The organism is Streptomyces sp. LS-MS-L19 (assembly GCF_058382285.1).
This window is the reverse complement of record NZ_JBYCLL010000001.1, coordinates 1,039,751-1,059,442: the sequence shown is the minus strand read 5'-3', so window position 1 is coordinate 1,059,442 and position 19,692 is coordinate 1,039,751. Positions and strand designations below refer to the sequence as shown.

General features: G+C 73.9%; 16 protein-coding genes. 8 read left to right on the top strand and 8 right to left on the bottom strand.

Going from position 1 to position 19,692, the window contains the following annotated elements:
• Window positions 1-77 precede the first annotated feature (77 nt).
• Window positions 78-1,316 carry a sensor histidine kinase gene (locus AC2XR2_RS04630; protein WP_449352816.1) on the top strand — a complete coding sequence of 413 codons (1,239 nt, stop codon included), beginning with the start codon at window positions 78-80 and terminating at the stop codon, window positions 1,314-1,316.
• Window positions 1,313-1,978, top strand: a complete 666-nt coding sequence (locus AC2XR2_RS04625) for a response regulator (RefSeq protein ID WP_381301059.1) — start codon at window positions 1,313-1,315, stop codon at window positions 1,976-1,978. The genes AC2XR2_RS04630 and AC2XR2_RS04625 overlap by 4 nt, the downstream gene beginning before the upstream one ends.
• On the opposite strand, the gene AC2XR2_RS04620 is transcribed toward AC2XR2_RS04625, so the two are convergent.
• Both AC2XR2_RS04620 and AC2XR2_RS04615 read right to left on the bottom strand, forming a co-directional pair.
• On the bottom strand, window positions 1,939-2,226 hold the full coding sequence (locus AC2XR2_RS04620) for a DUF6332 family protein (protein ID WP_381301058.1): 288 nt from the start codon (window positions 2,224-2,226) through the stop codon (window positions 1,939-1,941). The two genes, AC2XR2_RS04625 and AC2XR2_RS04620, sit on opposite strands and share 40 nt — an antisense overlap.
• A 74-nt stretch (window positions 2,227-2,300) precedes the next feature.
• On the bottom strand, window positions 2,301-3,788 hold the full coding sequence (locus AC2XR2_RS04615; RefSeq protein ID WP_491514353.1) for an MFS transporter: 1,488 nt from the start codon (window positions 3,786-3,788) through the stop codon (window positions 2,301-2,303).
• An 86-nt stretch (window positions 3,789-3,874) separates the two neighbouring features.
• Between AC2XR2_RS04615 and AC2XR2_RS04610 the strand changes: the two genes are divergently transcribed.
• Entirely contained in the window at window positions 3,875-4,255 is a 381-nt protein-coding gene (locus tag AC2XR2_RS04610) for a MarR family winged helix-turn-helix transcriptional regulator (protein ID WP_491514352.1), read from the top strand.
• Here the strand turns inward: AC2XR2_RS04610 and AC2XR2_RS04605 are convergent.
• Entirely contained in the window at window positions 4,252-4,986 is a 735-nt protein-coding gene (locus AC2XR2_RS04605; RefSeq protein ID WP_491514351.1) for a maleylpyruvate isomerase family mycothiol-dependent enzyme, read from the bottom strand. The genes AC2XR2_RS04610 and AC2XR2_RS04605 overlap by 4 nt on opposite strands.
• A gap of 79 nt (window positions 4,987-5,065) precedes the next feature.
• A complete protein-coding gene (locus AC2XR2_RS04600) occupies window positions 5,066-6,010 on the bottom strand; it encodes a LysR family transcriptional regulator (protein WP_491514350.1) in 945 nt (314 codons plus the stop codon).
• A 50-nt stretch (window positions 6,011-6,060) separates the two neighbouring features.
• Here AC2XR2_RS04600 and AC2XR2_RS04595 point away from each other — a divergent pair, with 50 nt between their 5' ends.
• Window positions 6,061-6,756, top strand: a complete 696-nt coding sequence (locus AC2XR2_RS04595) for a type 1 glutamine amidotransferase domain-containing protein (RefSeq protein ID WP_330268655.1) — start codon at window positions 6,061-6,063, stop codon at window positions 6,754-6,756.
• A 344-nt stretch (window positions 6,757-7,100) separates the two neighbouring features.
• Here AC2XR2_RS04595 and AC2XR2_RS04590 read toward each other — a convergent pair whose 3' ends face one another.
• On the bottom strand, window positions 7,101-7,718 hold the full coding sequence (locus tag AC2XR2_RS04590; RefSeq protein WP_381301047.1) for a TetR/AcrR family transcriptional regulator: 618 nt from the start codon (window positions 7,716-7,718) through the stop codon (window positions 7,101-7,103).
• 147 nt (window positions 7,719-7,865) lie between these two features.
• On the opposite strand from AC2XR2_RS04590, the gene AC2XR2_RS04585 reads away from it, so the two are divergent.
• Both AC2XR2_RS04585 and AC2XR2_RS04580 read left to right on the top strand, forming a co-directional pair.
• Window positions 7,866-8,222, top strand: a complete 357-nt coding sequence (locus tag AC2XR2_RS04585) for a hypothetical protein (RefSeq protein WP_491514349.1) — start codon at window positions 7,866-7,868, stop codon at window positions 8,220-8,222.
• Between the two features lie 129 nt (window positions 8,223-8,351).
• Complete coding sequence (locus AC2XR2_RS04580; RefSeq protein ID WP_491514348.1) at window positions 8,352-9,500, top strand: hypothetical protein; 1,149 nt, start codon at window positions 8,352-8,354, stop codon at window positions 9,498-9,500.
• 3 nt (window positions 9,501-9,503) lie between these two features.
• Here the strand turns inward: AC2XR2_RS04580 and AC2XR2_RS04575 are convergent, their stop codons facing one another.
• The 3 genes from AC2XR2_RS04575 to AC2XR2_RS04565 form a co-directional block, all read right to left on the bottom strand.
• Complete coding sequence (locus tag AC2XR2_RS04575) at window positions 9,504-9,779, bottom strand: hypothetical protein (RefSeq protein ID WP_491514347.1); 276 nt, start codon at window positions 9,777-9,779, stop codon at window positions 9,504-9,506.
• Window positions 9,776-10,000, bottom strand: a complete 225-nt coding sequence (locus AC2XR2_RS04570) for a LexA family protein (RefSeq protein WP_330268660.1) — start codon at window positions 9,998-10,000, stop codon at window positions 9,776-9,778. Before AC2XR2_RS04570 ends, AC2XR2_RS04575 begins: the two co-directional genes overlap by 4 nt.
• Window positions 10,001-10,073: 73 nt before the next feature.
• On the bottom strand, window positions 10,074-13,556 hold the full coding sequence (locus AC2XR2_RS04565; protein WP_491514346.1) for a LuxR C-terminal-related transcriptional regulator: 3,483 nt from the start codon (window positions 13,554-13,556) through the stop codon (window positions 10,074-10,076).
• A 367-nt stretch (window positions 13,557-13,923) separates the two neighbouring features.
• On the opposite strand from AC2XR2_RS04565, the gene AC2XR2_RS04560 reads away from it, so the two are divergent.
• Both AC2XR2_RS04560 and AC2XR2_RS04555 read left to right on the top strand, forming a co-directional pair.
• Window positions 13,924-14,784 carry a DUF4132 domain-containing protein gene (locus tag AC2XR2_RS04560; protein ID WP_381301035.1) on the top strand — a complete coding sequence of 287 codons (861 nt, stop codon included), beginning with the start codon at window positions 13,924-13,926 and terminating at the stop codon, window positions 14,782-14,784.
• Window positions 14,781-19,649, top strand: coding sequence for a DNA-binding protein (locus tag AC2XR2_RS04555; protein ID WP_491514345.1), 4,869 nt, complete (start codon window positions 14,781-14,783; stop codon window positions 19,647-19,649). The genes AC2XR2_RS04560 and AC2XR2_RS04555 overlap by 4 nt, the downstream gene beginning before the upstream one ends.
• Window positions 19,650-19,692 lie beyond the last annotated feature (43 nt).

The following is a 19,692-nucleotide window of genomic DNA, read 5'->3' as shown; positions in this document are numbered from 1 at the left end:
CGTACTTCCCCGGGAGTACGTGTGATCGCCCCGCTCAGAGGACGCCCGGGTCGGCCCGGGGCCCTAGCGTGGCTGTCATGGACGGTGTGCGGGGCGTGCGCGGAGGCGATTCGCCGTGGCGGGGGCGGAACGGGCCGCCGTGGTGGCAGCGGTTCGGCGGTGAGCGGCCGGAGAGCCGGTGGCCGTGGCCGTCCACCCTGCTGCTGACCCTCTTCGTGCTCGCGGGCTCGAACTACGCGGCCCACCAGCAGGTCGGGGAGCGCGCCGAACTCGATCCGTTCGCGCGGGCCCTGCTGGTGATCGGCTCGGGGCTGCTGCTGTGGCGGCATCGGCGGCCGGTGTTCGTCGTGTTCGGGACCGCGCTCGCCGCCCTGCTGTACCTGGGCGCCGGGTATCCGTACGGGCCGGTCTTCCTCACCGTCGCCCTCGCCTGCTTCAGCGCCGTCGTGGCCGGGCACCGCAAGGCCGCCTGGACCGCCCTCGGGATGCTCTGGGCCGGGCACGTGCTGGTCGCCCACTGGCTGTACCAGTGGCTGCCGCCGGACGAGGACTCCGCCGCCCCCTGGGGACAGGAGGGCGTGATCGCGGCCTGGGTGGTTGCGATCGTCGCCGTGTCGGAGCTGGTCCGCACCCGGCGAGAACAGTGGGCCCGGGAACGCGCCGAACGCGCCCGGGCAGCCCGGCGCCGCGCCGACGAGGAACGGCTGCGGATCGCCCGCGAACTCCACGACGTCCTCGCGCACAGCATCTCCGTCATCAACGTCCAGGCCGGTGTCGGCCTCGCCCTCCTCGACTCCGACCCCGAACAGGCCCGCACCGCGCTCACCACCATCAAGGCGGCCAGCAAGGAGGCGCTCGGCGAGGTCCGCCAGGTCCTCGACACCCTGCGCACCCCGGGCGACGCCCCCCGTGCCCCGGCCCCGGGGCTCGACCGGCTCCCCGAGCTGACGTCCCAGGCCGCGGACGCGGGCCTCACCGTCGAGGTGGAGGGCACGGCACCGCCCCTGCCGCCCGGCGCGGACCTCGCCGCCTTCCGGATCGTCCAGGAGGCGCTCACCAATGTCGTACGGCACTCCGGATCACGGCACGCGCGCGTGCGGCTCGACCACGACAAGGACGCGCTACGGCTCCGTATCGACGACGACGGACCCGCGACCGGCGCCGACGCGGGCGGCAGCGGCAACGGTCTGGCCGGAATGCGGGAGCGGGCCGCGGCCCTCGGTGGCACGATCGAGGCGGGCCCGCGTCCCGACGGAGGGTTCCGGGTGCTCGCCGTACTGCCGCTCGGGGTGAAGGCCAAGGAGGACGACCGGTGATCCGCGTACTGCTCGCCGACGACCAGTCACTCGTACGGGCCGGCTTCCGGGCGCTGCTCGACGCCCAGCCGGACATCGAGGTGGCGGGGGAGGCCTCCGACGGCGAGGAGGCGGTGCGCACAGTGCGTGAACTGCGGCCGGACATCGTCCTGATGGACATCCGGATGCCGCTGCTGGACGGCCTCGCCGCGACCCGGCGCATCACGGAGGACACCGCTCTCGGTGAGGTGAAGGTGGTCATGCTCACCACCTTCGAACTCGACGAGTACGTCTTCGAGGCGATCCGCTCCGGAGCCTCCGGCTTCCTCGTCAAGGACACCGAACCGGAGGAACTCCTGCGCGCGGTACGGGCGGTGGTCGACGGGGACGCGCTGCTCTCCCCGGGCGTGACCCGCCGTCTCATCGCCGAGTTCGCGGCCCGCTCCAAGGAACCCGCCGCCGAGGGCGCCCTCGCCGAACTCACCGAGCGGGAGCGGGAGGTGATGGCCCTGGTCGGCATCGGCCTGTCCAACGAGGAGATCGCCCGGCGCCTCGTCGTCAGTCCGCTCACCGCCAAGACCCACGTCAGCCGCACCATGGTCAAGCTCGGCGCCCGCGACCGCGCCCAACTGGTGGTGCTGGCCTACGAGTCGGGGCTGGTGCGGCCGGGCTGGCTGGGCTGAGCGCCCTCGCGCCGGAACCGCACCAGGACACTGATCACCCGGGCGACGAAGACCACGGGTGCGATCGTGAGGGCAACCCGCACCAGCAACTTCTCCACGGTGCCCGGCAGTTCGAACAGCAGCGCCGGTCCCGCCACCGCCCCGAACAGCACCGCCGCCGCGAACAGCGCGCTGCACAGCGCGTATCCGATCTCGACGGTCATGGCATCCCGCTCCGCCTGGTTCCGGCGTCCCCCGTACGTCTCCATCCTTCGAGTCTCACAGCCGTGTGCCCGGCGCAGCAAGCAGGCTGCGCCGGGCACACGGGGTCGGAGGCGTCCCCCTAGTCGCGTACGGTGACGCGCTCCGCCTCCCGCACAGTGGACTTGGCGACCACGACGGACTGCTGCGGCCGACGCGGGGTGCGCGCTCCCGTGAGGGTGATCAGCAGCCCGGCCGCGGCGATGGCGGTGACCACGATCAGTCCGGGGCGGTAGCTGTCGAGGACGGCCTGCGGGGTGGCGTGCTCGGGGGCGCCGGCGGTCACCACGGCGGTCACGACGGCCAGGAAGATCGCGCCGCCGACCTGGACCGAGGTGTTGAGCAGCCCGGAGACCATGCCCTGCTCGTGGTCCTCGACGCCGTTGGTGGCCTGGATGTTGAGCGAGGGGAAGACCAGCGCGCAGGCGGCGCCGATGAGCAGCATCGACGGCAGGATCGCGGCCGCGTAGACGGGGTCGAGGTCGACGCCCAGGAACAGCGCGTACCCGACGACCATCAGGGCGAAGCCCGCCGGGATCAGCCGGTGGGTGCCGAACCGGTCGACGATCGAGCCGACCTTCGTGGAGGACACCGCCACCAGCGCGCCCGCGGGCAGGAAGGCGAGCGCGGTGTGCAGCGCCGACCAGCCGAGCAGCGACTGCATGTACAGGGTCACCAGGAACTGGAAGCCGACGTACGAGCCGAAGAAGGCCATGGCGCCCAGCTGGGCCCGGATCTGGGTGCCGGAGCGCAGCACACCGAGCCGGATCAGCGGCCCCGGCGAGCGCCGCTCGACCACGACGAACACGCTCAGCAGGACGGCCACGGCGAGGAAGGACAGCAGGGTGCGGGCGGAGGCCCAGCCGGACTCCGGGGCCTGGACGACGGTGAAGACGAGCAGCAGCATCGAGGCGGTGCCGAGGACGGCGCCGGGGACGTCGTAGCCGTTGTGGTCCTTCTCGCGGGCGCTGCGCGGCAGCAGCTTCAGGCCCGCGACCAGGGCGACGAGCGCGATGGGCGCCGGCAGCAGCATGGTCAGGCGCCAACTGGCCTCGGTGAGCAGGCCGGAGAGCACCAGGCCCATGGAGAAGCCGGTGGCGGCGCAGGTGGTGTAGATGGAGAGCGCGCGGTTGCGCAGCGGGCCCTCCGGGAACGTCGTGGTGATGATGGACAGGCCCGCCGGCGCGGTGAAGGCCGCGCTCAGGCCCTTGATGAAGCGGCTGGCGATCAGCAGCGGGCCCGAGTCGACGAGGCCGCCGAGCAGCGAGGCGACCGCGAAGACGCCGAGGGCGACCAGGAAGACCTGGCGGCGGCCGAGCAGGTCGGCGGCCCGGCCGCCCAGGAGCAGGAGACCGCCGTAGCCGAGGATGTAGCCGCTGACGATCCATTGCAGCGTCGAGGTGGAGAGGTCCAGGTCGGCACCGATGGAGGGGAGCGCGACGCCGACCATCGACACGTCCAGCGCGTCCAGGAACATGGCGGCGCACAGCACCAGCAGGGTGCCCCAGAGCCTGGGGGTCCAGCGGACCGTTGAGGACGGGTCCGCGGGGGTGGTGAGCGGAGAGGTCATGCCGACGACACTACATGCGCATGCATGGAATGCAAGTGCATTTAATTCCGATGCAATAATCCGCTTTCTCTGCTACGGTGCCGCGCATGGTGGCGAAGAAGCCCGAACAGGCGCTGGCGGAGCAGTGGCGGGACATCCTGGCCCTGCACGCGCGCACGCAGTGCGAACTGGACCGCGCGCTGCATCAACACGGCCTGTGCGCAAGTGACTTCGAGGTGCTGGACGTGCTGGCCGACGGCGGCTGCGCCTACCGCGTCCAGGAGATCTCCGAGCGCGTCCATCTCAGCCAGAGCGCGCTGTCCCGGCTGATCGCCCGCCTGGAGAAGGACGGCCTCGTCGAACGCGGGATGTGCGCGGAGGACCGGCGGGGCGTCCGGGTCTCGCTCACCCCGAAGGGCCGCGCGCTGCACGGCGACGCCCTTCCCCTGCAACGCGCGGTCCTGACAAGGATGTTGCAACCCTCCTAGTCCACGGCGGACCGCTCCCGCCACAGCTCGGCGACCGAGGCGTCCCCGGTCACGCGGGGGAACGGCAGCCGGTTCCACAGCGCCGGATACAGCCGCGCGGCCGGCCCGGACACCTCGCAGTCGGTGTCCCCCGCCTCGCCGTACTCCGTCGCGGGCGGTTCCGCGGTCAGACGTACGGTCCACACCGCGCCGTCCGTGTCGCTCGCCCGGACCCTGAGGACCCGGGGCTCGGCGCTGCGCACCTGGCTCTTCGCGCGGGCGTGGAAGCCGCGCAGCAGCTCGTCGATGCCGTCGGCCGCGAAGTCCCGTCCGGGTTCGTCGGGGGTGCCGCCGAGCGCCGCCTGGGCGTCGAAGCGGTGCACGGCCGTCTCGTGCGCCTGGCGCCGGGCCCAGAACGCGAGCGGTGAGGGGGCGGGCAGGAAGTGCCAGCAGCGCACATCGGGTCCCGCGGAGTCGAGCGTGTCGACCAGGCGGCGGTGGCCGTCGCGGAACCAGGTCAGCAACTCCTCCCCGTCCAGGTCGGGTTCGTCGGGAAAGGGACGGAAGGCGGTGTGTCCCTCGGCCACGAACGCCGTCGCCCAGCGGTGCACCACCCCGGTGTGCCTGACCAGATCCCGCACCTGCCACCCGGGGCAGGTCGGCACCTTGGCGTCGGTGCCCGCCTGCTCGGCGGCCGACGCGAGCGACTGGCCTTCCCGCTCCAGGATCCGGATGAACTCGGCTGTCTCCATGGGGGGAGTGTGCCGTACGGCGACGGCCTGTTCGAGTTCCTTTCGCACCGCGGACGCTCGGCTCCCCGGTTGCGCGGGACTACCAGTCGCGGGCCGCCGCCAGCAGGTGGTCGCGGACCACGCCCACGTGCGGGTTGCCGGAGGTGCCGGGCCGCTGGACCAGGAAGCTCGTGTTGATGGGCGGGTCGTCCGGGTCGTGGAGCAGGACCAGCGCCCCCGACGCCAGCTCCCCGGCGCACAGGTAGCGGGGGAGCACGGTGAATCCGGTGCCGCCGGCGACCGCCGCCTTGACCGCGTTCAGGTCGGGCATGGTCACCTCGGGCTGCCGCACCAGGCGTCTGCCGAACACGTGCCGCCAGTAGCGGCGCACGATGGGCAGGTCCTCGGCGTAGGCGACCAGGGGGACGCCGTGCAGGGAGGCTGGGAGATGGGCCGGCGTACCGAGCCGTTCGGCCCGTCCTGGCGAGCTGACCAGCACGAACTCCTCGTCGCTCAGGGGCACAGCCGTCAGGGTGCGGCCGCGGGGCCGGAAGGTGGCGATCACCAGGTCGTGGCGGCCCGCCCGCAGATCCTCCAGGAGGGGTTCGGTCAGGCCCGGCGTGATGCGCAGCCGTACCCCCGCGTCCACCAGGGGAGCGAGGCCCGGCAGCACGCAGCGCGACAGCAGCTCGGCCGGGCCGGCCAGGTGCACCGGCTCGGCCGGGGCGTCGTCCGCGCTGTCGGCGGGCCCGGCGACCGCGGCCAGCTCGTCCAGGGGCCGCACGATCCGGGCGGCGAGCTCGTCCGCGTGCGGCGCCGGGGTCACGCCCCGCGCCCGGCGCTCGAACAGCTCGTGGCCCAACTGCCGTTCCAGGGTGCGGATCTGGGTGGTGACCGTGGGCTGGGACAGGCCGAGAAGCCGGGCGGCGGCGGTGAAGGAGCCGGTGCGGTGGACGGTCAGGAAGGTCCGCAGCAGGTTCAGGTCCAGCGGGGCGCCGGGGGTCTGCCCGGACTCCATGGAGCCATTGGTGTTCCTATCCCTCATATGCGTGAGCCTATTGGCCCGCTATGACAGGGCGGGACTACGGTTTCCCCATGTCGAAGATCCTTTTTGTGATGACCGGCGCCGACCACTGGACCCTGGCCGACGGCACCCGGCACCCCACCGGCTTCTGGGCCGAGGAGGCCGTCGCCCCCTACGAGGCCTTCAAGGCCGCCGGCCACGAGATCGTGGTGGCCACCCCGGGCGGCGTCGTACCGACCGTGGACAAGGGCAGCCTCGCCGCCGAGGTCAACGGCGGACAGGAGAACGCCGACCGCATCGCCGGGGTGCTCGCCTCGGCCGCCGAACTCCAGCGGCCCCTGCGGCTGGAGGACGTGCGGCTCGACGACTACGCGGCCGTCTTCTACCCCGGCGGCCACGGCCCGATGGAGGACCTCGCCGTCGACGCGGTCTCGGGCCGGCTGCTCACCGCCGCCCTGGAGAGCGGCAGGCCGCTGGGCGTCGTCTGCCATGCTCCCGCCGCGCTGCTCGCCGCGACCCGGGAGGACGGCTCCAACGTGTTCGCCGGGCGCCGGGTGGCCGCCTTCACCAACGCCGAGGAGACCCAGGCGGGCCTCGCCGACAAGGCCAAGTGGCTGCTCCAGGACCGGCTCACCGAGGCGGGTGTGCTGGTCGACGAGGCCGAGCCGTGGGCTCCGCACGTGATCGTCGACGACAACCTGGTGACGGGACAGAACCCGGCGTCCTCGGCACCGCTGGCGGCGGAACTGCTGAAGAAGCTGGGCTGAGGCGGGGGTGTCCCTGCCCTGCCGGCGGCTTGGAGGCGGCGGGCGGGGCGGGATTCCGGCGGGTGCGCCTGGGCGCAGGTGAGGCGCCGGGGTGCGCGGGAGGTGTCTGGGCGCAGGGGAGGTGCCTGGGCGGAGGGGAGGCGCCGGGGTGCGCGGGAGGTGTCGGTGCGAACGGGAGGCGCCGGGGCGCGGGAGGTGCCTGGGCGCAGGTGAGGCGCCGGGGTGCGCGGGAGGTGTCTGGGCGCGCGGGAGGCGTCGGTGCGAACGGGAGGCGCCGGTGATCGCGGAGGTGACCTCCCGGCGGCGCAGGACCCAGGCGAGCGCGGGGGCGGACCTGCTCGGTTTCAGACGTCGAGCGCGGGCAGGACCACCGCGTCGATGTAGTCCCGGACGAAGGCCGGGTCGGCCGGTCTGTCCTCCGCCAGCTGGCGGGCGATCAGCAGGCCGACGAGGGTGTGCGGGACGAAGGGCAGGGCGGGGCTGTCCGCGGCGACCTCGCCCCGCTCGACGGCGTGGCCCAACATCCGGTCGAGGCTGGTGAGTTCGGGGTCGATGAGCAGCTCACGCAACGCCTCGCGAAGGTCGGGGTGGGCGTGGGCGGCCGGCAGGAGTCCGCGGAGCAGCGCGGTGTCCCGCTCCAGCCGCGGCTCGGTCAACTGGTCCACCACCGCCGCGAAGTCGCCGCGCAGCGAACCGGTGTCGATCCCGGCGAGGGCGACGGGCTTCTCGTGGCGCAGTGCATGGGCGACCAGTTGCGGCTTGCCCGTCCACTGGCGGTAGAGGGTGGCCTTGCTGCACCGGGTGCGGGTGGCCACGGCCTCCATGGTGAGAGCGTCGTAGCCGACTTCCCGCAGCAGGTCGAGGACGCTCGTGTACAGCTCCGCCTCCCGCTCGGGCGTCAGTCTGCCGCGTCGGCGGGCGCGGGGGGTGCACGGGGTTCGGGTGGCTCCTTTGCCGTCCATGTACGCCTCATCCAAACGAAACTGTTTCGTACACATCCAGGTTACCCCGTGGCTGTTCAATGTGAAACCATTTCCACGGAACGGTCGCGTGGACGGATCACGGTGCGAGTCTCTGATGCTCCTCAAGTCGCTTGGCCGGAGCGGGACATGACCGTCACCATGATCCGCATGTCGGGAATCGCGGGACTGAACAAGAAACACAACTTCGTGCTGCTGGTCCGGGACGCGGACGTGGTCGGCGCGGCCCTGCGGCAGGCGCTGGCCGAGGCCACGCCGGAGGAGCGACCCGGGCTGGAACGCGCCGCCGCGCTCGTCGAGTCCACCGCGGCCGCCACCGAGACGGAGCTGTGCGCCCGCTGGGTCCGCTCCCGCCTGGCCGCCGTCGGCTTCACGGGCGACATCACCTCGGTCGCTGCGGTGCGGGCGCTGCGCAAGGCGGAGCCGAGACTGAGCCTGGTGGCGGCCGTACAGCTCCAGAAGCAGGCGGCGGCCCGTCCGGAGTGATCCCGGGGGAAGCGAGCGACCGGGGCGGTGTGCCTGCGGGCCGCCCGGACGGTGACCTGATCGCCGAACAGAGCGCGCGGACCAGCCGTTCTTTCGCGCAGAACGGTTACTTCCTGCCAAGCTCGGGGTGTGACGTACGTAGTGACTGTGGACACCCGCATCCCGGAGGGCACTCCGGAGATGGACCCCCTCCAGCGAGCCGGCGCCGTGGCGCTCCTCGAGGACGGATTCCAGTCCGTCAAGTCCCTGGAGGGGCCGGACGGCGTGGAGGCCGATCTCCTCGACAGCATCGTGGCCGTCCATCCGGACGGGGCCCTGCTGAAGGTCTTCGTGGACGCTCCCGCGCTGGAGTTCGCCGAGGACGCGGTACAGGTCCTGGTGGACGAACTGCTGGAGCGCTCCGAACTGCTGGCGGACTGGAGGATCGAACGGTGCGAGGTCGAACTGCACCAGGATCTCGCCAAGGAGAGCCTCGACGCCGCCGACGGCCCCGACGCCCCGCCCGACGACCCGGCCGTCCGCAAGGCCCGGCACGCGCAGCTCACGAGCGGTGAGCGCGCCGGCGAGGGCTACGACGCCGACGTACGGGCCAAGTCCGTACGGAACCGGCTGCTGGAGCTGGCGGACCGGCTGCGCTCGTTCCCCCCTGCCGCCTTCGGCGTGCACCAGGACGAGGAGGGCGGGGAGGACCACGGGGGCGAGGCCGGAGGATCCGTCGTCTCCCCGGCGGGCGCCGGACTCGCCGCCGGTGCGCTCGTCCACGCCACCGACGTCCTGGTGGCCGAGCTGTTCGAGGACGTGCAGGTCCTGACGCTGGAGGACACCAGCGTCGCCGAATGCGAAGGGCCCCTGTGGCACCTGGAGCGGCTGCCCGACCGGTACGCCCTGCGCTACGACGCCCGGTTCGCCCGCCGCTTCCTGGTGACCGTGATCGCCCTGACCACCCGCTTCACCGACGGAGGTTTCCGGCAGCTCGGCTGTGTGGCCGAGGAGCTCGCCCTGAGGTTCCTCCTGCGCGAGGCGACGGCGACCCTCGAGCTCTACGGGCTGCTCGACGACGACGTGTCCGCCGCGCTCGACGCCTTCGCCGACCACGTCTACGAGGACATGGACCACGAGTGGCTCTACGACGGCTCGGTGGACGCCGACGACGAGGAAGCGACCGGTACGGCCCTCGGGATCGAGCCCGTGGCGTTCGGGGAGTGGTTCACGCCTTTCGACGAGGGCCGGTATGTCCATCCGTCGGTGGTGGACGGTCCTGAGGGGGCGCAGTCGTAGGGGTTACGGTCCCTTCGGACTCGGTGTGGTGGTGCGGCTGGTCTCGGCCCGGTGTGCGGGCGGGGTGTCCTCGGGCCAGCTCTCCATCAGCCGCTCTTCGGCCCCGATCCGCTCGACCAGGCAGACGTGCGCGGCCGGCATCCTGCCGTGCGCGCCGATCCAGTCCCGGAACTTGTCGCGGGCCGTGCTCTCCCGGGACCACCAGCCGTGCATCACCGGGCGGCCGGTGGCGGACACCGTGAGGTGGAAGCGCTGCGGATCGGGCGCGGGGCCGGTCATGTGAGTCTGATCCCGCGCGGTCTGTGCGGCTCCCGGGCGATGTAGCCGAGCGCCTCGATCCGGCCCAGGTGGTAGTGGACGGAGGACCGGCTGCGCATGCCGACCCACGCGCCGATCTCCCGCACGGTGGGGGCTTCGCCGCGCTCGGCGATCGACTCGCGGATGCAGCGCAGGATCTGCTCCTGGGTGCTGGTGAGGTAGTCGACCCTGTGGTTCGCCATGGTCGGATTAGATCGCGTGTTCGAATTACGGGGCAAGTCGAGAACACGTGTCGGAGTGGCGGTGACGTCGTCGCTAGGGCGCGGAGCGCAGGACGTCGGAGAGGGCCAGCCGGGAGGACACGTCGAGTTTGCGGTAGATGCGGGACAGGTGGGTCTCCACCGTGCGGGGGCTCAGGAAGAGGCGTTCGGCGATCTGCCGGGTGCGCAGACCCGACGCCGCGAGTTCGGCTATCTCCCGTTCGCGGTCGCTGAGCAGGCGGACCGGGTGCGTGGTGCGGCCGTCCGCCGACAGCTCGGCCCGCAGGTCGGCCACCCTCTCCCGGACGAGCCCCGCCGCGTGGGCCCGTGCGATCGCCTCGGCCGCGTCGAGGTGGGCGAGTGCCGTGGCCTCCCCCTGGGACTCGTGCACGGACCGCACGCCCATGGCCAGCGTCCAGGCGTACTGCACGGGCATGTCGGCGGACCGGAAGGACTCCGCGGCGAGTTCGAGAAGCTTGGCCGCCGCGTCGTGCTCGCCGTCGGCCATGTGGATCCTGGCCCGGGCGCACTGCGCGTACGCCTCCTGGACCGGCAGCCCCAGCCGCCCCGCCTCCGCCTCCGCGGTGCCGACCAGGCGCCGCGCCTCCTCGTGGTCACCGCAGTCCAGCGTGGCGGTCGCCAGCAGGGAGAGCAGCAGGGGCCGGGAGAACGGCCGCACCAGCGGCAGCCGCCTGCCGCCCCCGCCGTCGAGGATGGTCCGCCGGCATCCGGCGGCGTCCCCCGCGAGCAGCCGCGCCTGGGCGAGCAGACCCGTCGCCGAGGCGGTCCACCAGGAGTGCCCGGTCGGTCCGGCGCCGGCCGCCTCCTCCACGAGCGCGACGGCTTCGTCGGCGTACGACCGGCCGCGGGCCCACACCAGTGCCGTCGCGCGGATCGCCTGGGCCAGGGTGACCGCGGGCTGCGCACCCAGCGCCCGCGCGAGCGCCTCGACCTGCCGGGCGTGCCGCTGGGACTCGTCCAGCCGGCCGGTCCACAGCTCGGCCGCGGCGAGCCCGAGCAGCCGGTGCAGCAGGATGGGGCGCTGCGGGCGCGACTCCGCCGCGAGTCCCCGGCCCAGATGGCGGCCCGCGTCCGCGAACCGTTCCAGATAGAGCTCGGCGCTGCCGAGCAGGGCGAGGGTCTCCGGCGTCCGGCCGGCGAGCGGGTCGGGCAGCGCGTCGACGAGCCGGGCGCACCGGGTGACCTCGTCGGCGGCCTCGGCGAGGTCACCCGCGTGGGTGGCGCACAGGGCGTTGAGGACCCGCAGCACGACGAGGTCCGCGTCCGCCGCCTCGGCCGGGGTGCGCAGGGCTTCCCGGAGCAGGTCGCGGGCCTGCTCGTGCGTTCCGCGCAGGACGTGGACCAGGCCGTACTCGATGATCAGCTCGACTGCCTCGGCCGACAGCGGATCGGGCAGCGGCCGGGGCACCGCGCCGAGACCGGCACCGGCGATGGCGGCGGCCTCCGCGTACCGGCCGAGCTGCCGCTCGGCGTTCGCACACACGGCGTGCGCCTGGAGCGCCTGCCGCGCGTCGAGCGCGGCTTGCGGGTTGCCGAGCAACTCATGCACACGCGCGCGTGCCTCGTGCCACTGGCCGGAGGCGATCAGTGCGCGGCAGTAGGCGAGTTCCAGTTCGGTGCGGGTGGGGGTGGTGTCCGGTATGGGGGGCGTGGGCGTTGTGGGGAACGTGGAGGCTGTGTGGGTCCGGGACGTCGTGGGGGTTGCGGGGGGTGTGGAGGTCGGGGCTGTCGCGGGGGACGTGGAGGTCGAGGCTGTCGCGGGGGTGGCGGGAGTTGCGGTTGTCGTGGAGGGCGCGGGAGGGGCAGAGGCTGCGGGCGGCGCCGGTTGCGCCGGCGGCGCTGGCCGCGCGGGCGTCGTGGAGGTCGCGGGAGCAGCCGGGCCTGCGGGTGGCGCGGGTGCCGCGGAGGTCGTCGGGCTCATGGAGGTCATCGGGCTCGTGGAGGTCGCAGGGGCTCCGGAAGCAGGGGCTCCGGAGGAGGTGGCGGCCGCTGTCGGCAGGGCCTCCAGTGCCGACCGCAGCCAGCGCGCCGCCGTCGCCGGCTCTCGTACGACGACCTCCGCGGCCCCCTCGGCCAGCGTGCGTGCGGCGAGAGCCGCGTCCACGCCCAGCAAGTGCTCGGCATGACGCGCCCGTTCGTGGGCGCGACCCGCGCGGCCGGCGCTCAGCTCCAGTGCACGGCGGTGCGCACGCAGCCGGAAGGACACCCCGGCCCGCTCGTGCGCGACATGGCCGACGACGGGATGGCGGAAGGTGAGCCCTCCCGTCCAGCCGGCCGAACGCACCAGATCCGCCCGCTCCAGTTCGGCGAGCGCGTCGAGGGTGCGGTCCAGGCCCAGTCCGGAGACCTGGGCGACGTCCTCGGGCCGGAACGGGCTGCCGACCACGGCGGCCGCCGACGCCGTGACCGCCGCCCCCTCCGTGAGCGCGTCCAGCTCCGCGACCAGCGCCTTCGCCTCGCGCAACAGGCCGGCGGGGTCGGTACCGGCTCGGTCGGGCCAGTGCTCGGGCCGCCAGTCGGCGGCGACCAGCAGCCGGAGATAGCGAGGATTGCCGTCGGCCGCGGCGCAGAGGTGGGCGACGAATTCCTGCGACGGGGGGATCGCGGGCGCGCCCCTTTCGAGGCGCCTCGGGAGTCCGCCCCCGGGGTGCGCCGACGGACTGCCCTCAAGGCGCGCCGACAAGTCCGCTTCAGGGCTGGCAGGCAGGTGCGGAGGCAGCCCCGCGGACGGGCGTGGGGGGAGGCTCGCCGACGCGTCCGTGGGCAGGTCCGCTGACGTCCCCGGGGCCAGGTCCGCCGACACATCCGGGGACGGCCCCGTCAACGCGCTTGCTGCGAGGCGCGTCGACGCGTCGATCCGAACTCGCGACATCGACGAGCCCGCGGCCAGGAGACCCCCCGACGCACCCGCATCCCCGCACGCCGCCGCCTCCGAAGGCAACGGCACACGCCACCCCGCCAGCAGCGTCGCCACGGAGTCCCGGTCGAGCGGTCCCGGTTCGAGGCGGGTGACCGTGCCGGTCCGTACGCCGTCCTCCAGCGCTTCCCGCAGGCCGGGTGCCGTCTGACCGGCCCGGTGGACCAGGGCGAGCAGGAGCGGGCCGGGTACGACGGAACGGACCATGCGGGCGAGCACCGCGGCCGAGTCGGGGTCGCACCAGTGGAGGTCGTCCAGCACCAGGACGCAGCCGCCGGCCCACTCGGCGATCCGGTCCCGGTCCGCGTCGAACGGCTCCGCGCCAGGCCCCCGCCGTGTCTCCCAGGCGTCCCTGAGCACCTGGAACGGCACGGTGTTCCCGCGGATCGCGTGCGCCCGGACGACCGGGACGCCCCGCCGGGCGGCGAGTTCCATGAGCGTCAGGGCCAGCCGGGTCTTGCCGATGCCCGGCTCGCCGGTGATCTCCACGATCGAGCCCCGGCCGTCCTCCAGCCGCTCCACGGCGCGCGCGAGCAGGGCGAGTTCGGCCTCCCGCCCGACGGGCCGCTCTCCGGCAGCCGGTACCGGCACCGCGGTCATGAGCGCCGTTCTCCCTCTCCGCAGGGCAATGTCATGGCAAACCATACAGAAGCAAAAGATGCTGATCGGACCGTATTTCGCACCCGCGGCAGCCCGCGGCGAGGCACCGCAGCCCACAGCAGCGCACCGCAGCCCACGGCGACCCACCGCAGCGCACCCGACCGGCCGGTAGTACGTACCCCGAATACGTGGTTCCCCGGATGCGTCAGCCCAGGTCAGACGGCTTGACTCGGCGGACGCCGGAGAGGTTCGCCCGGGTGATTGTCAGTGGCTGCTCGTAACGTTCCGCTCATCGTCACGCTGAGTGCCGGATCCCTGGCCGAGGTGTGTCGATCGTGAGTTTCCTTGATGCGGAAGGCGGGGGCCGGTGGGCTGGCTGGCAGCGGGTGAGGGGTACGAAGTCGCCCTGGTGGAGGGCCGTGTGACGGCCAGGGCCACGGCGGGCCGGGCGGCGGGGCGACAGCTGAAGTCACTGCCGAAGGCGCTCAAGGGCCACGCGGAGGTGGAGCGGCTGCGCCGCCTCGCCGAGTGGCTGGAGCGGCACGCGTCGGCCTGCGTGGCGCAGGTGGACACCTGGATGGTGTCCTCGCTGCCGGTCCCCACCGAACTGGTGGCGCGCGTCTGGCCCGACGAGGCCTGGCAGTCGGCGCTCCGCGACCTCGTGGTCGTCGGCGACGACCCGGACGAGGCCGGCTTCCTGCGCGGCGTCACCGACGCGGGCGAGCTGCGGGTGGTCGACCTCGACGGCGAGACCGTACGGCTGTCCCCGCGCGCCGTGACCCTGCCGCACCCGGTGCTGCTGCCCGACCTGGCGGACCTGCGCGAGTTCGCGGCCGAGCTCGGAATCGTGCAGCGCGTCGAGCAGATCCACCGGGCGACCTGGCACAAGCCGGCCGACCTGGACGAAAAGGCGTGGGAGGTCACCGAGTTCGCCGGGGGCCGCTTCTGGCGCTCCGCGCTCGCCGCGCGCGCCACCTCGCTCGGCTACCGGGTCTCCGGCTCCCGCGCCACCTGCCGGGTCCGTGACGGGGAGCGCGCCGTCGAGGCGGCCGTGTGGATCGGCGAGCCGTGGGACTACGAGGTCAGGACCGGCGGACTGTCCTGGCTGGACCCGCAGGGCCGCAGGCTGCGGCCGGTGGACGTCGGCCCGGTGGCCTGGTCCGAGGGGATGCGGATGGCGGCGGCGCTGTACGCGGGGCGCGAGGTCGAGGAAGGACTGGGCGAATGAGCGGGGGAGCAGAGGTGTCGTACGGGGAACTGCTGGCGGCGGGCGCGGTGCTGCCGCTCGGCACCGAGGGCGCGGGCGAGCGCGCGGTGCCGCTGACGGCACGGTCGTACACCCACCAGGGTCTCGACGACCGCGTGGTGGTGCGGCTGGTCGCCGGGGAGCTGGGCGCGGCGGAGGACCTGGCCGCAGGCTTCCTCGGCCTCGAACCGGCCGCGGAACCGGTCGAGATCGGACTGGGGGCGCGTCAGGCGCTCGGCTTCCCGGAGTGGGTGCTGGTGCACCACCCCGAGGACGGCCGGCACGCGCTGGGCGTCGTCCCGGAGCTGGAGCGGATCGCCCGCCAGGCGAAGACCAAGGCAAAGGCCGCCCTGGACGCCTACCGGGAGACCGCCCGGCAACTGGCCGTCTCCGTACCGCACTTCCTGCCCACATTCTACGAACAGGCCGGACGGGTCTTCCTGTCGGTGGAGAACCCGACCTACGCGGCGCAGATGTTCGGCCGGGCCCGCGAGGCCGAGGCCCAGTACGGCCTGCCGGTGGACGAGGAGCGGCTGGACGCCGTGTTCCTGGAGTTCGCGCTGGCGGGCGCGCTCACGGCGACCGCGCTGTCCGGGTACGCGAAGGACCTGGCCGCCCGGGTGCCGGCCGCCGAGGCCCTGGAACGCTTCACCCGCTTGTGCGTACGGCGCACCGCGGGCGGACTCGTGCCGTCCGCCCAACTGGCGCACGACGTCCGCAGGCTGGCCCGCGCGGCCGGCCGGGACGGCGGCGAGGTCGAGCAGGCGTACCTGGCCGACCTGCTCCAGCTGTCCGCCACGGCTAAGGCGGCGCCCGGCTGGTGGAAGTCCCACCGGGCTGCCGTCGTCGCACTGGCCCGGCGGGAGCCCGCGGTGCGTGGTGCGCTGCTCGACCTCATGCCCGACTCGGGCGACCGCGCCGTCCTGCTGATGTGGCTGGACATCCTGGAGGAGTCCGGGGCTCTCGTGGGGCTCTGGGACGACACCCTGCCCGACCAGGAGCGGGCCCAGGACGGCACCGCGGGCTGGTTCGCCCGCTTCCTGCGGTTCCAGGAGCGGGCGCAGGACTACCACGCACCCACCCACCTTCCCGCCCTGTACCGGATCACGGAACGGTGCGCCGACCGACTGCGCGCCGAACTCGCCGAGTCCGGCGGGGAGTTGCAGGCGGGACACGACCTGGACCTGCTGGACCAGCTGCTCGCCCTGGACGTACCGGCCGGCGTCTTCCACCGAATGGAACTTCAGCGTTGGGCGAAGGGCGAGGACCGGCGCGACCTGCTCGCCCTCGCCGCCGCCGAGCGGTTCCGGGACGCCTTCCACGAAGCGGCCGACACCTTCGGCGGCGACGAGGACGACCTGGACACGATCCGGGTCCTCGCCTCCTCCCCCGGCGGCCGGCCGATGCTGGCCGGCTGGGTGCGCGAGGTCGCCCGGCGCTCGACCGCCACCGGACTGCCCGGGCTGCCCCAGGCCCTGCGGCGGCTGGCGTGGCTCCCCGGCGAGGCCCTCCGGCTCGCCGAGGACGAGATCCGGGAGGTGGCCGCCACCGACCTCGCCCCCCTGGTGGCCCGCACGCTGAGGGCCGGAATCGTCGACGAACTCGGCTGGCCCGCCTGGGAGGAGGCGGTCGGTGACCTCGTCCGCCGGCAGAACGTCGAGAGCCTGTACGTCGCCGACGCCTGGCCGTACCTCATCACCGCCGGATCCGCGCGGGTACGGGTGATCGGCCCCGAGGGCACCGTGCTCACCCATGACCTGCGACTGCCGGACCACGGCACCTTCGGGGAGCCCGGCTTCCACTTCGTGGACGGTGAACTCCTCGTCCACTGGCGGACCCACGACCACGGAATGCGCGGGTACTGGCACCACAGCCCCGACCGGGTGGTGTCCCTGGAGGGCGCACGCACCACCCGGGGCGTCCTGATGGACTGGTACCGGGAGGAGAACGGCGTCCCGACCCTGCCGCTGCCCGACGGCGGACGGCTCACCGGCGGCGGCGTCCTGCACCGCGGTGACACCAGCGTCCCCCTGGAGGGCAAGCTCCTCGGCGACGGCACCTCGTACTGGACCTGGGGCGGCGACGGCTGGTTCGAGTACGACCCGGCCACCGGGCGGCTCGGCCGCAATCGCGCGCCCGCCTTCCTCGCCGACGCCTACGGCGAGGGCACCAGTGCGCCGGGCTCGCTGGCGCCCTACCCCTTCGACGAGGTCACCCCGGCCGGCGTGCCGGTGAACGGACTGCTCGGCTGGCGTGCGGTCCTCCGTCCCGACCGCACCTGGCACGGCGAGGACCTGGCCGGGCGCCGGGTCACCGTGCCGGAGGAGGCGGGGCAGCCGTACGCCGCGGTGCGGTTCCCCGGCGCGGACCGGCTCATGGCCGCCGTCCGGGACGGCTGGCGCATCCAGCTCGTCGACGCCGACGGGACGGTGACGGCCTCCGCGCGGGTGGACGGCCCGCCGGGCGACTTCGCGGAGGGCACCCCCATCCTGCCCCCGCTGCGGTACTGGCACTGCCTGCGGCCCCGGGACCCGCGGGGCTCCGCGGCCCTGCGCCGGATCTCCGACGAGACGGCCCGGATGCTGCTGCGTGCCCCCGAACCGGATGCCGCCGTACGGGAGTTGCTGCCCGAGGTCACCGACACGGCACTCCTCGCGGGCATCACCGGTGTGCTGCGTTACGCCGGTGAGCAGCAGAAGGTCCTCGACGCGGCGGCGACCCGGCTGACCGCGGAACTCGCCGGAGCGCAGGAGGACGAGGGCCCGGCCGGCCCCTCCGACCGGCTGCTGCACGGCGCGCTCAGCGGCCTCGACGGCGCCCGCGGCGGCTGGCACCACTACACGGCCGACCGGGACGAGGTGTTCCGCAGACTGCGGATCCTGAGGCGGGCGATGCGGGCGGGCGAGGACGTGACCGGGGGCGAGGGCCATGGCGGGCCCGGTGGCGCCGGGGCGGCTCCGCGCCTGCACGTCGACGGTCCCGACCTGCCCGGCGGCTATCTGAGTCGCGCGCCGCTGCCGGACCTCTTCACGGCGATGGCGTTCCGGATCGCGTCGCCCACCACCCCGCCCGAGCACCGGGAGGCCCTGGTGGCGCTGCTGCGGGAGTTCGACGCGCTGGGCCTGACCTCGGCCGACGGGCCCGCGCGCTGGCGGCGGGTCTCCCTGCATCTCGACGCGAGCCATCTGCGCACCCCGGACGGCGAGTGGCGGGAGGGAAGCCTGAAGGGCGTGCTGCCGCTCGACGGCGGCGCCTTCCTCGCGGTCACCGCGTGCACCTCGCGCAGCGAGCGGACCGGCTGTGACTTCGAGGCGCTCCACCACGATCCGTCCGGCCGCTTCGAGGTCCCGGCCCCCTACACGCCCGAGTCCTCCACCCCGGTCGGTGAGGACCGTGAGGCCGACTGGGTCACGGCGTTCCTCGCCGGCCTGGACGAGCGGGGACCGGCCCCGTGGATCCCGGCGGCGGCCGAGGAGTTCGCCCGGCTGACCGGTGTCACCCCGACGATGGCCCGCCTGGTCGTGGCGGGACTGCCGCAGGTGGACAGCAACGACCGGTCGTTCCTCACCGCCGAGGCCCGCGCCGTGCTCCGTGTGAAGGCGACGGAAGCCGCCCTGGCCAAGGACGAACTCCGCAAGACCGACGCCGAGGACCTCAGGGCCGTCGTCGCCGCGCTGCTGCCCCGTGACCCGGCCCGGCTGTGGACGGACGGTCCCGATGCCGCGGCCGCCGCGGAGGTCTGGAACAGCAGGGTCGGCAGGCGCAGGCCCCTGCCCGAGGCGCTCCTCGCCGAGGCGCAACGCGCGCTGCGGGCCGATCCGTCGACCCTGGCCGGGCTGCTCGACCCCGCCTCCGAGCCCAGCCTGAGCCAGGACCTCGAATGGGCGGTCACCGGGGACCGCGTCGGCCCGGTCGACGAGGACGCCGCCGGGTTCACCGCGGCCACGCTCATCGACACGGTCGCCCTGGCCGCCTGGCTCGCGCACCGGCTCCCCGTCGGCGACCCCCTGCGGGCCGCGCTGCCCGCCGCCCTCGGTGCGGTGCGGGACCGGCTGGCCCACCCCGGGTTGCTCCTCGACCTCGGCCGGTACGTGAACCTGCCCGACTTCCGCAGGACAGTCGGCCGCCCCACCGAGGTCGGCACGGGATTCGAGCGGTACGGCGCGGTGGTCATGGCCACCCAGGACGACATGCCGGCCCCCGGCCTGCGGGTCGCCCTCCTCGACGCGGACGGCCAGGACCCGTACCTGCCCGCGCTGCGCCTGGACGAGGACGGCACCCCCTTCCCGGCCGAGGTGACCCTGCGCCTCGCCCGCGACACCCGCTTCGCGGCCCTTCTCGCGGACCCGGGCGACCCGGTCGCGGGCGAACGCCTCAAGGACGGCACCTGGTATCCGCAGGACCCCGCCCGGTCCGCGCCGGAACTGGTGACCGAGGTGGCCAAGGAGCACGGCCTCGGCGAGGACGCCGCGGCGCTGTACCTGATGCTCCTCGCCCTGCCCGACCCCACCGACCGCAACACGGCCCGCTGGACCGGCTGGAAGCCCGCCCGCCTCAAGGCCGCCCGCGCCGAACTGGCCGCCACCGACCTGGTGGTGGAGGCGAGCCGCACCCGCGCCGGACGCTCCCTGTTCCTGCCCGGCGGCTGGGAGATACTCCCGTCCCCGCGGCTCCCCCTGGAGCAGTGGAAGCTACCGCTGTACGGCGTACTCGTCGAGGCGGGCCTACGCCTCCTCGTCCCGACCGAACCGGCACCCGACCTGTACCGCAGGGCCTGGCGGCGGATCCGGGAAGGCGATGTGCCGCGCTTCGAGGAACTGAAGGCCAAGAGCGGCCGCCGCCGCTGAAGCGGAACACCACAGCGCATGAAGGAGCGGGCCGCCGCCTGCT

Coding starts and splice junctions, on each gene's coding strand:
- AC2XR2_RS04595 (WP_330268655.1), top strand. CDS start 6,061: ATGTCGAAGATCCTTTTTGTGATGACCGGCGCCGACCACTGGACCCTG.
- AC2XR2_RS04585 (WP_491514349.1), top strand. CDS start 7,866: ATGACCGTCACCATGATCCGCATGTCGGGAATCGCGGGACTGAACAAG.
- AC2XR2_RS04570 (WP_330268660.1), bottom strand. CDS start 10,000: ATGGCGAACCACAGGGTCGACTACCTCACCAGCACCCAGGAGCAGATC.
- AC2XR2_RS04620 (WP_381301058.1), bottom strand. CDS start 2,226: ATGGAGACGTACGGGGGACGCCGGAACCAGGCGGAGCGGGATGCCATG.
- AC2XR2_RS04575 (WP_491514347.1), bottom strand. CDS start 9,779: ATGACCGGCCCCGCGCCCGATCCGCAGCGCTTCCACCTCACGGTGTCC.
- AC2XR2_RS04590 (WP_381301047.1), bottom strand. CDS start 7,718: ATGGACGGCAAAGGAGCCACCCGAACCCCGTGCACCCCCCGCGCCCGC.
- AC2XR2_RS04605 (WP_491514351.1), bottom strand. CDS start 4,986: ATGGAGACAGCCGAGTTCATCCGGATCCTGGAGCGGGAAGGCCAGTCG.
- AC2XR2_RS04615 (WP_491514353.1), bottom strand. CDS start 3,788: ATGACCTCTCCGCTCACCACCCCCGCGGACCCGTCCTCAACGGTCCGC.
- AC2XR2_RS04630 (WP_449352816.1), top strand. CDS start 78: ATGGACGGTGTGCGGGGCGTGCGCGGAGGCGATTCGCCGTGGCGGGGG.
- AC2XR2_RS04555 (WP_491514345.1), top strand. CDS start 14,781: ATGAGCGGGGGAGCAGAGGTGTCGTACGGGGAACTGCTGGCGGCGGGC.
- AC2XR2_RS04565 (WP_491514346.1), bottom strand. CDS start 13,556: ATGACCGCGGTGCCGGTACCGGCTGCCGGAGAGCGGCCCGTCGGGCGG.
- AC2XR2_RS04600 (WP_491514350.1), bottom strand. CDS start 6,010: ATGAGGGATAGGAACACCAATGGCTCCATGGAGTCCGGGCAGACCCCC.
- AC2XR2_RS04610 (WP_491514352.1), top strand. CDS start 3,875: ATGGTGGCGAAGAAGCCCGAACAGGCGCTGGCGGAGCAGTGGCGGGAC.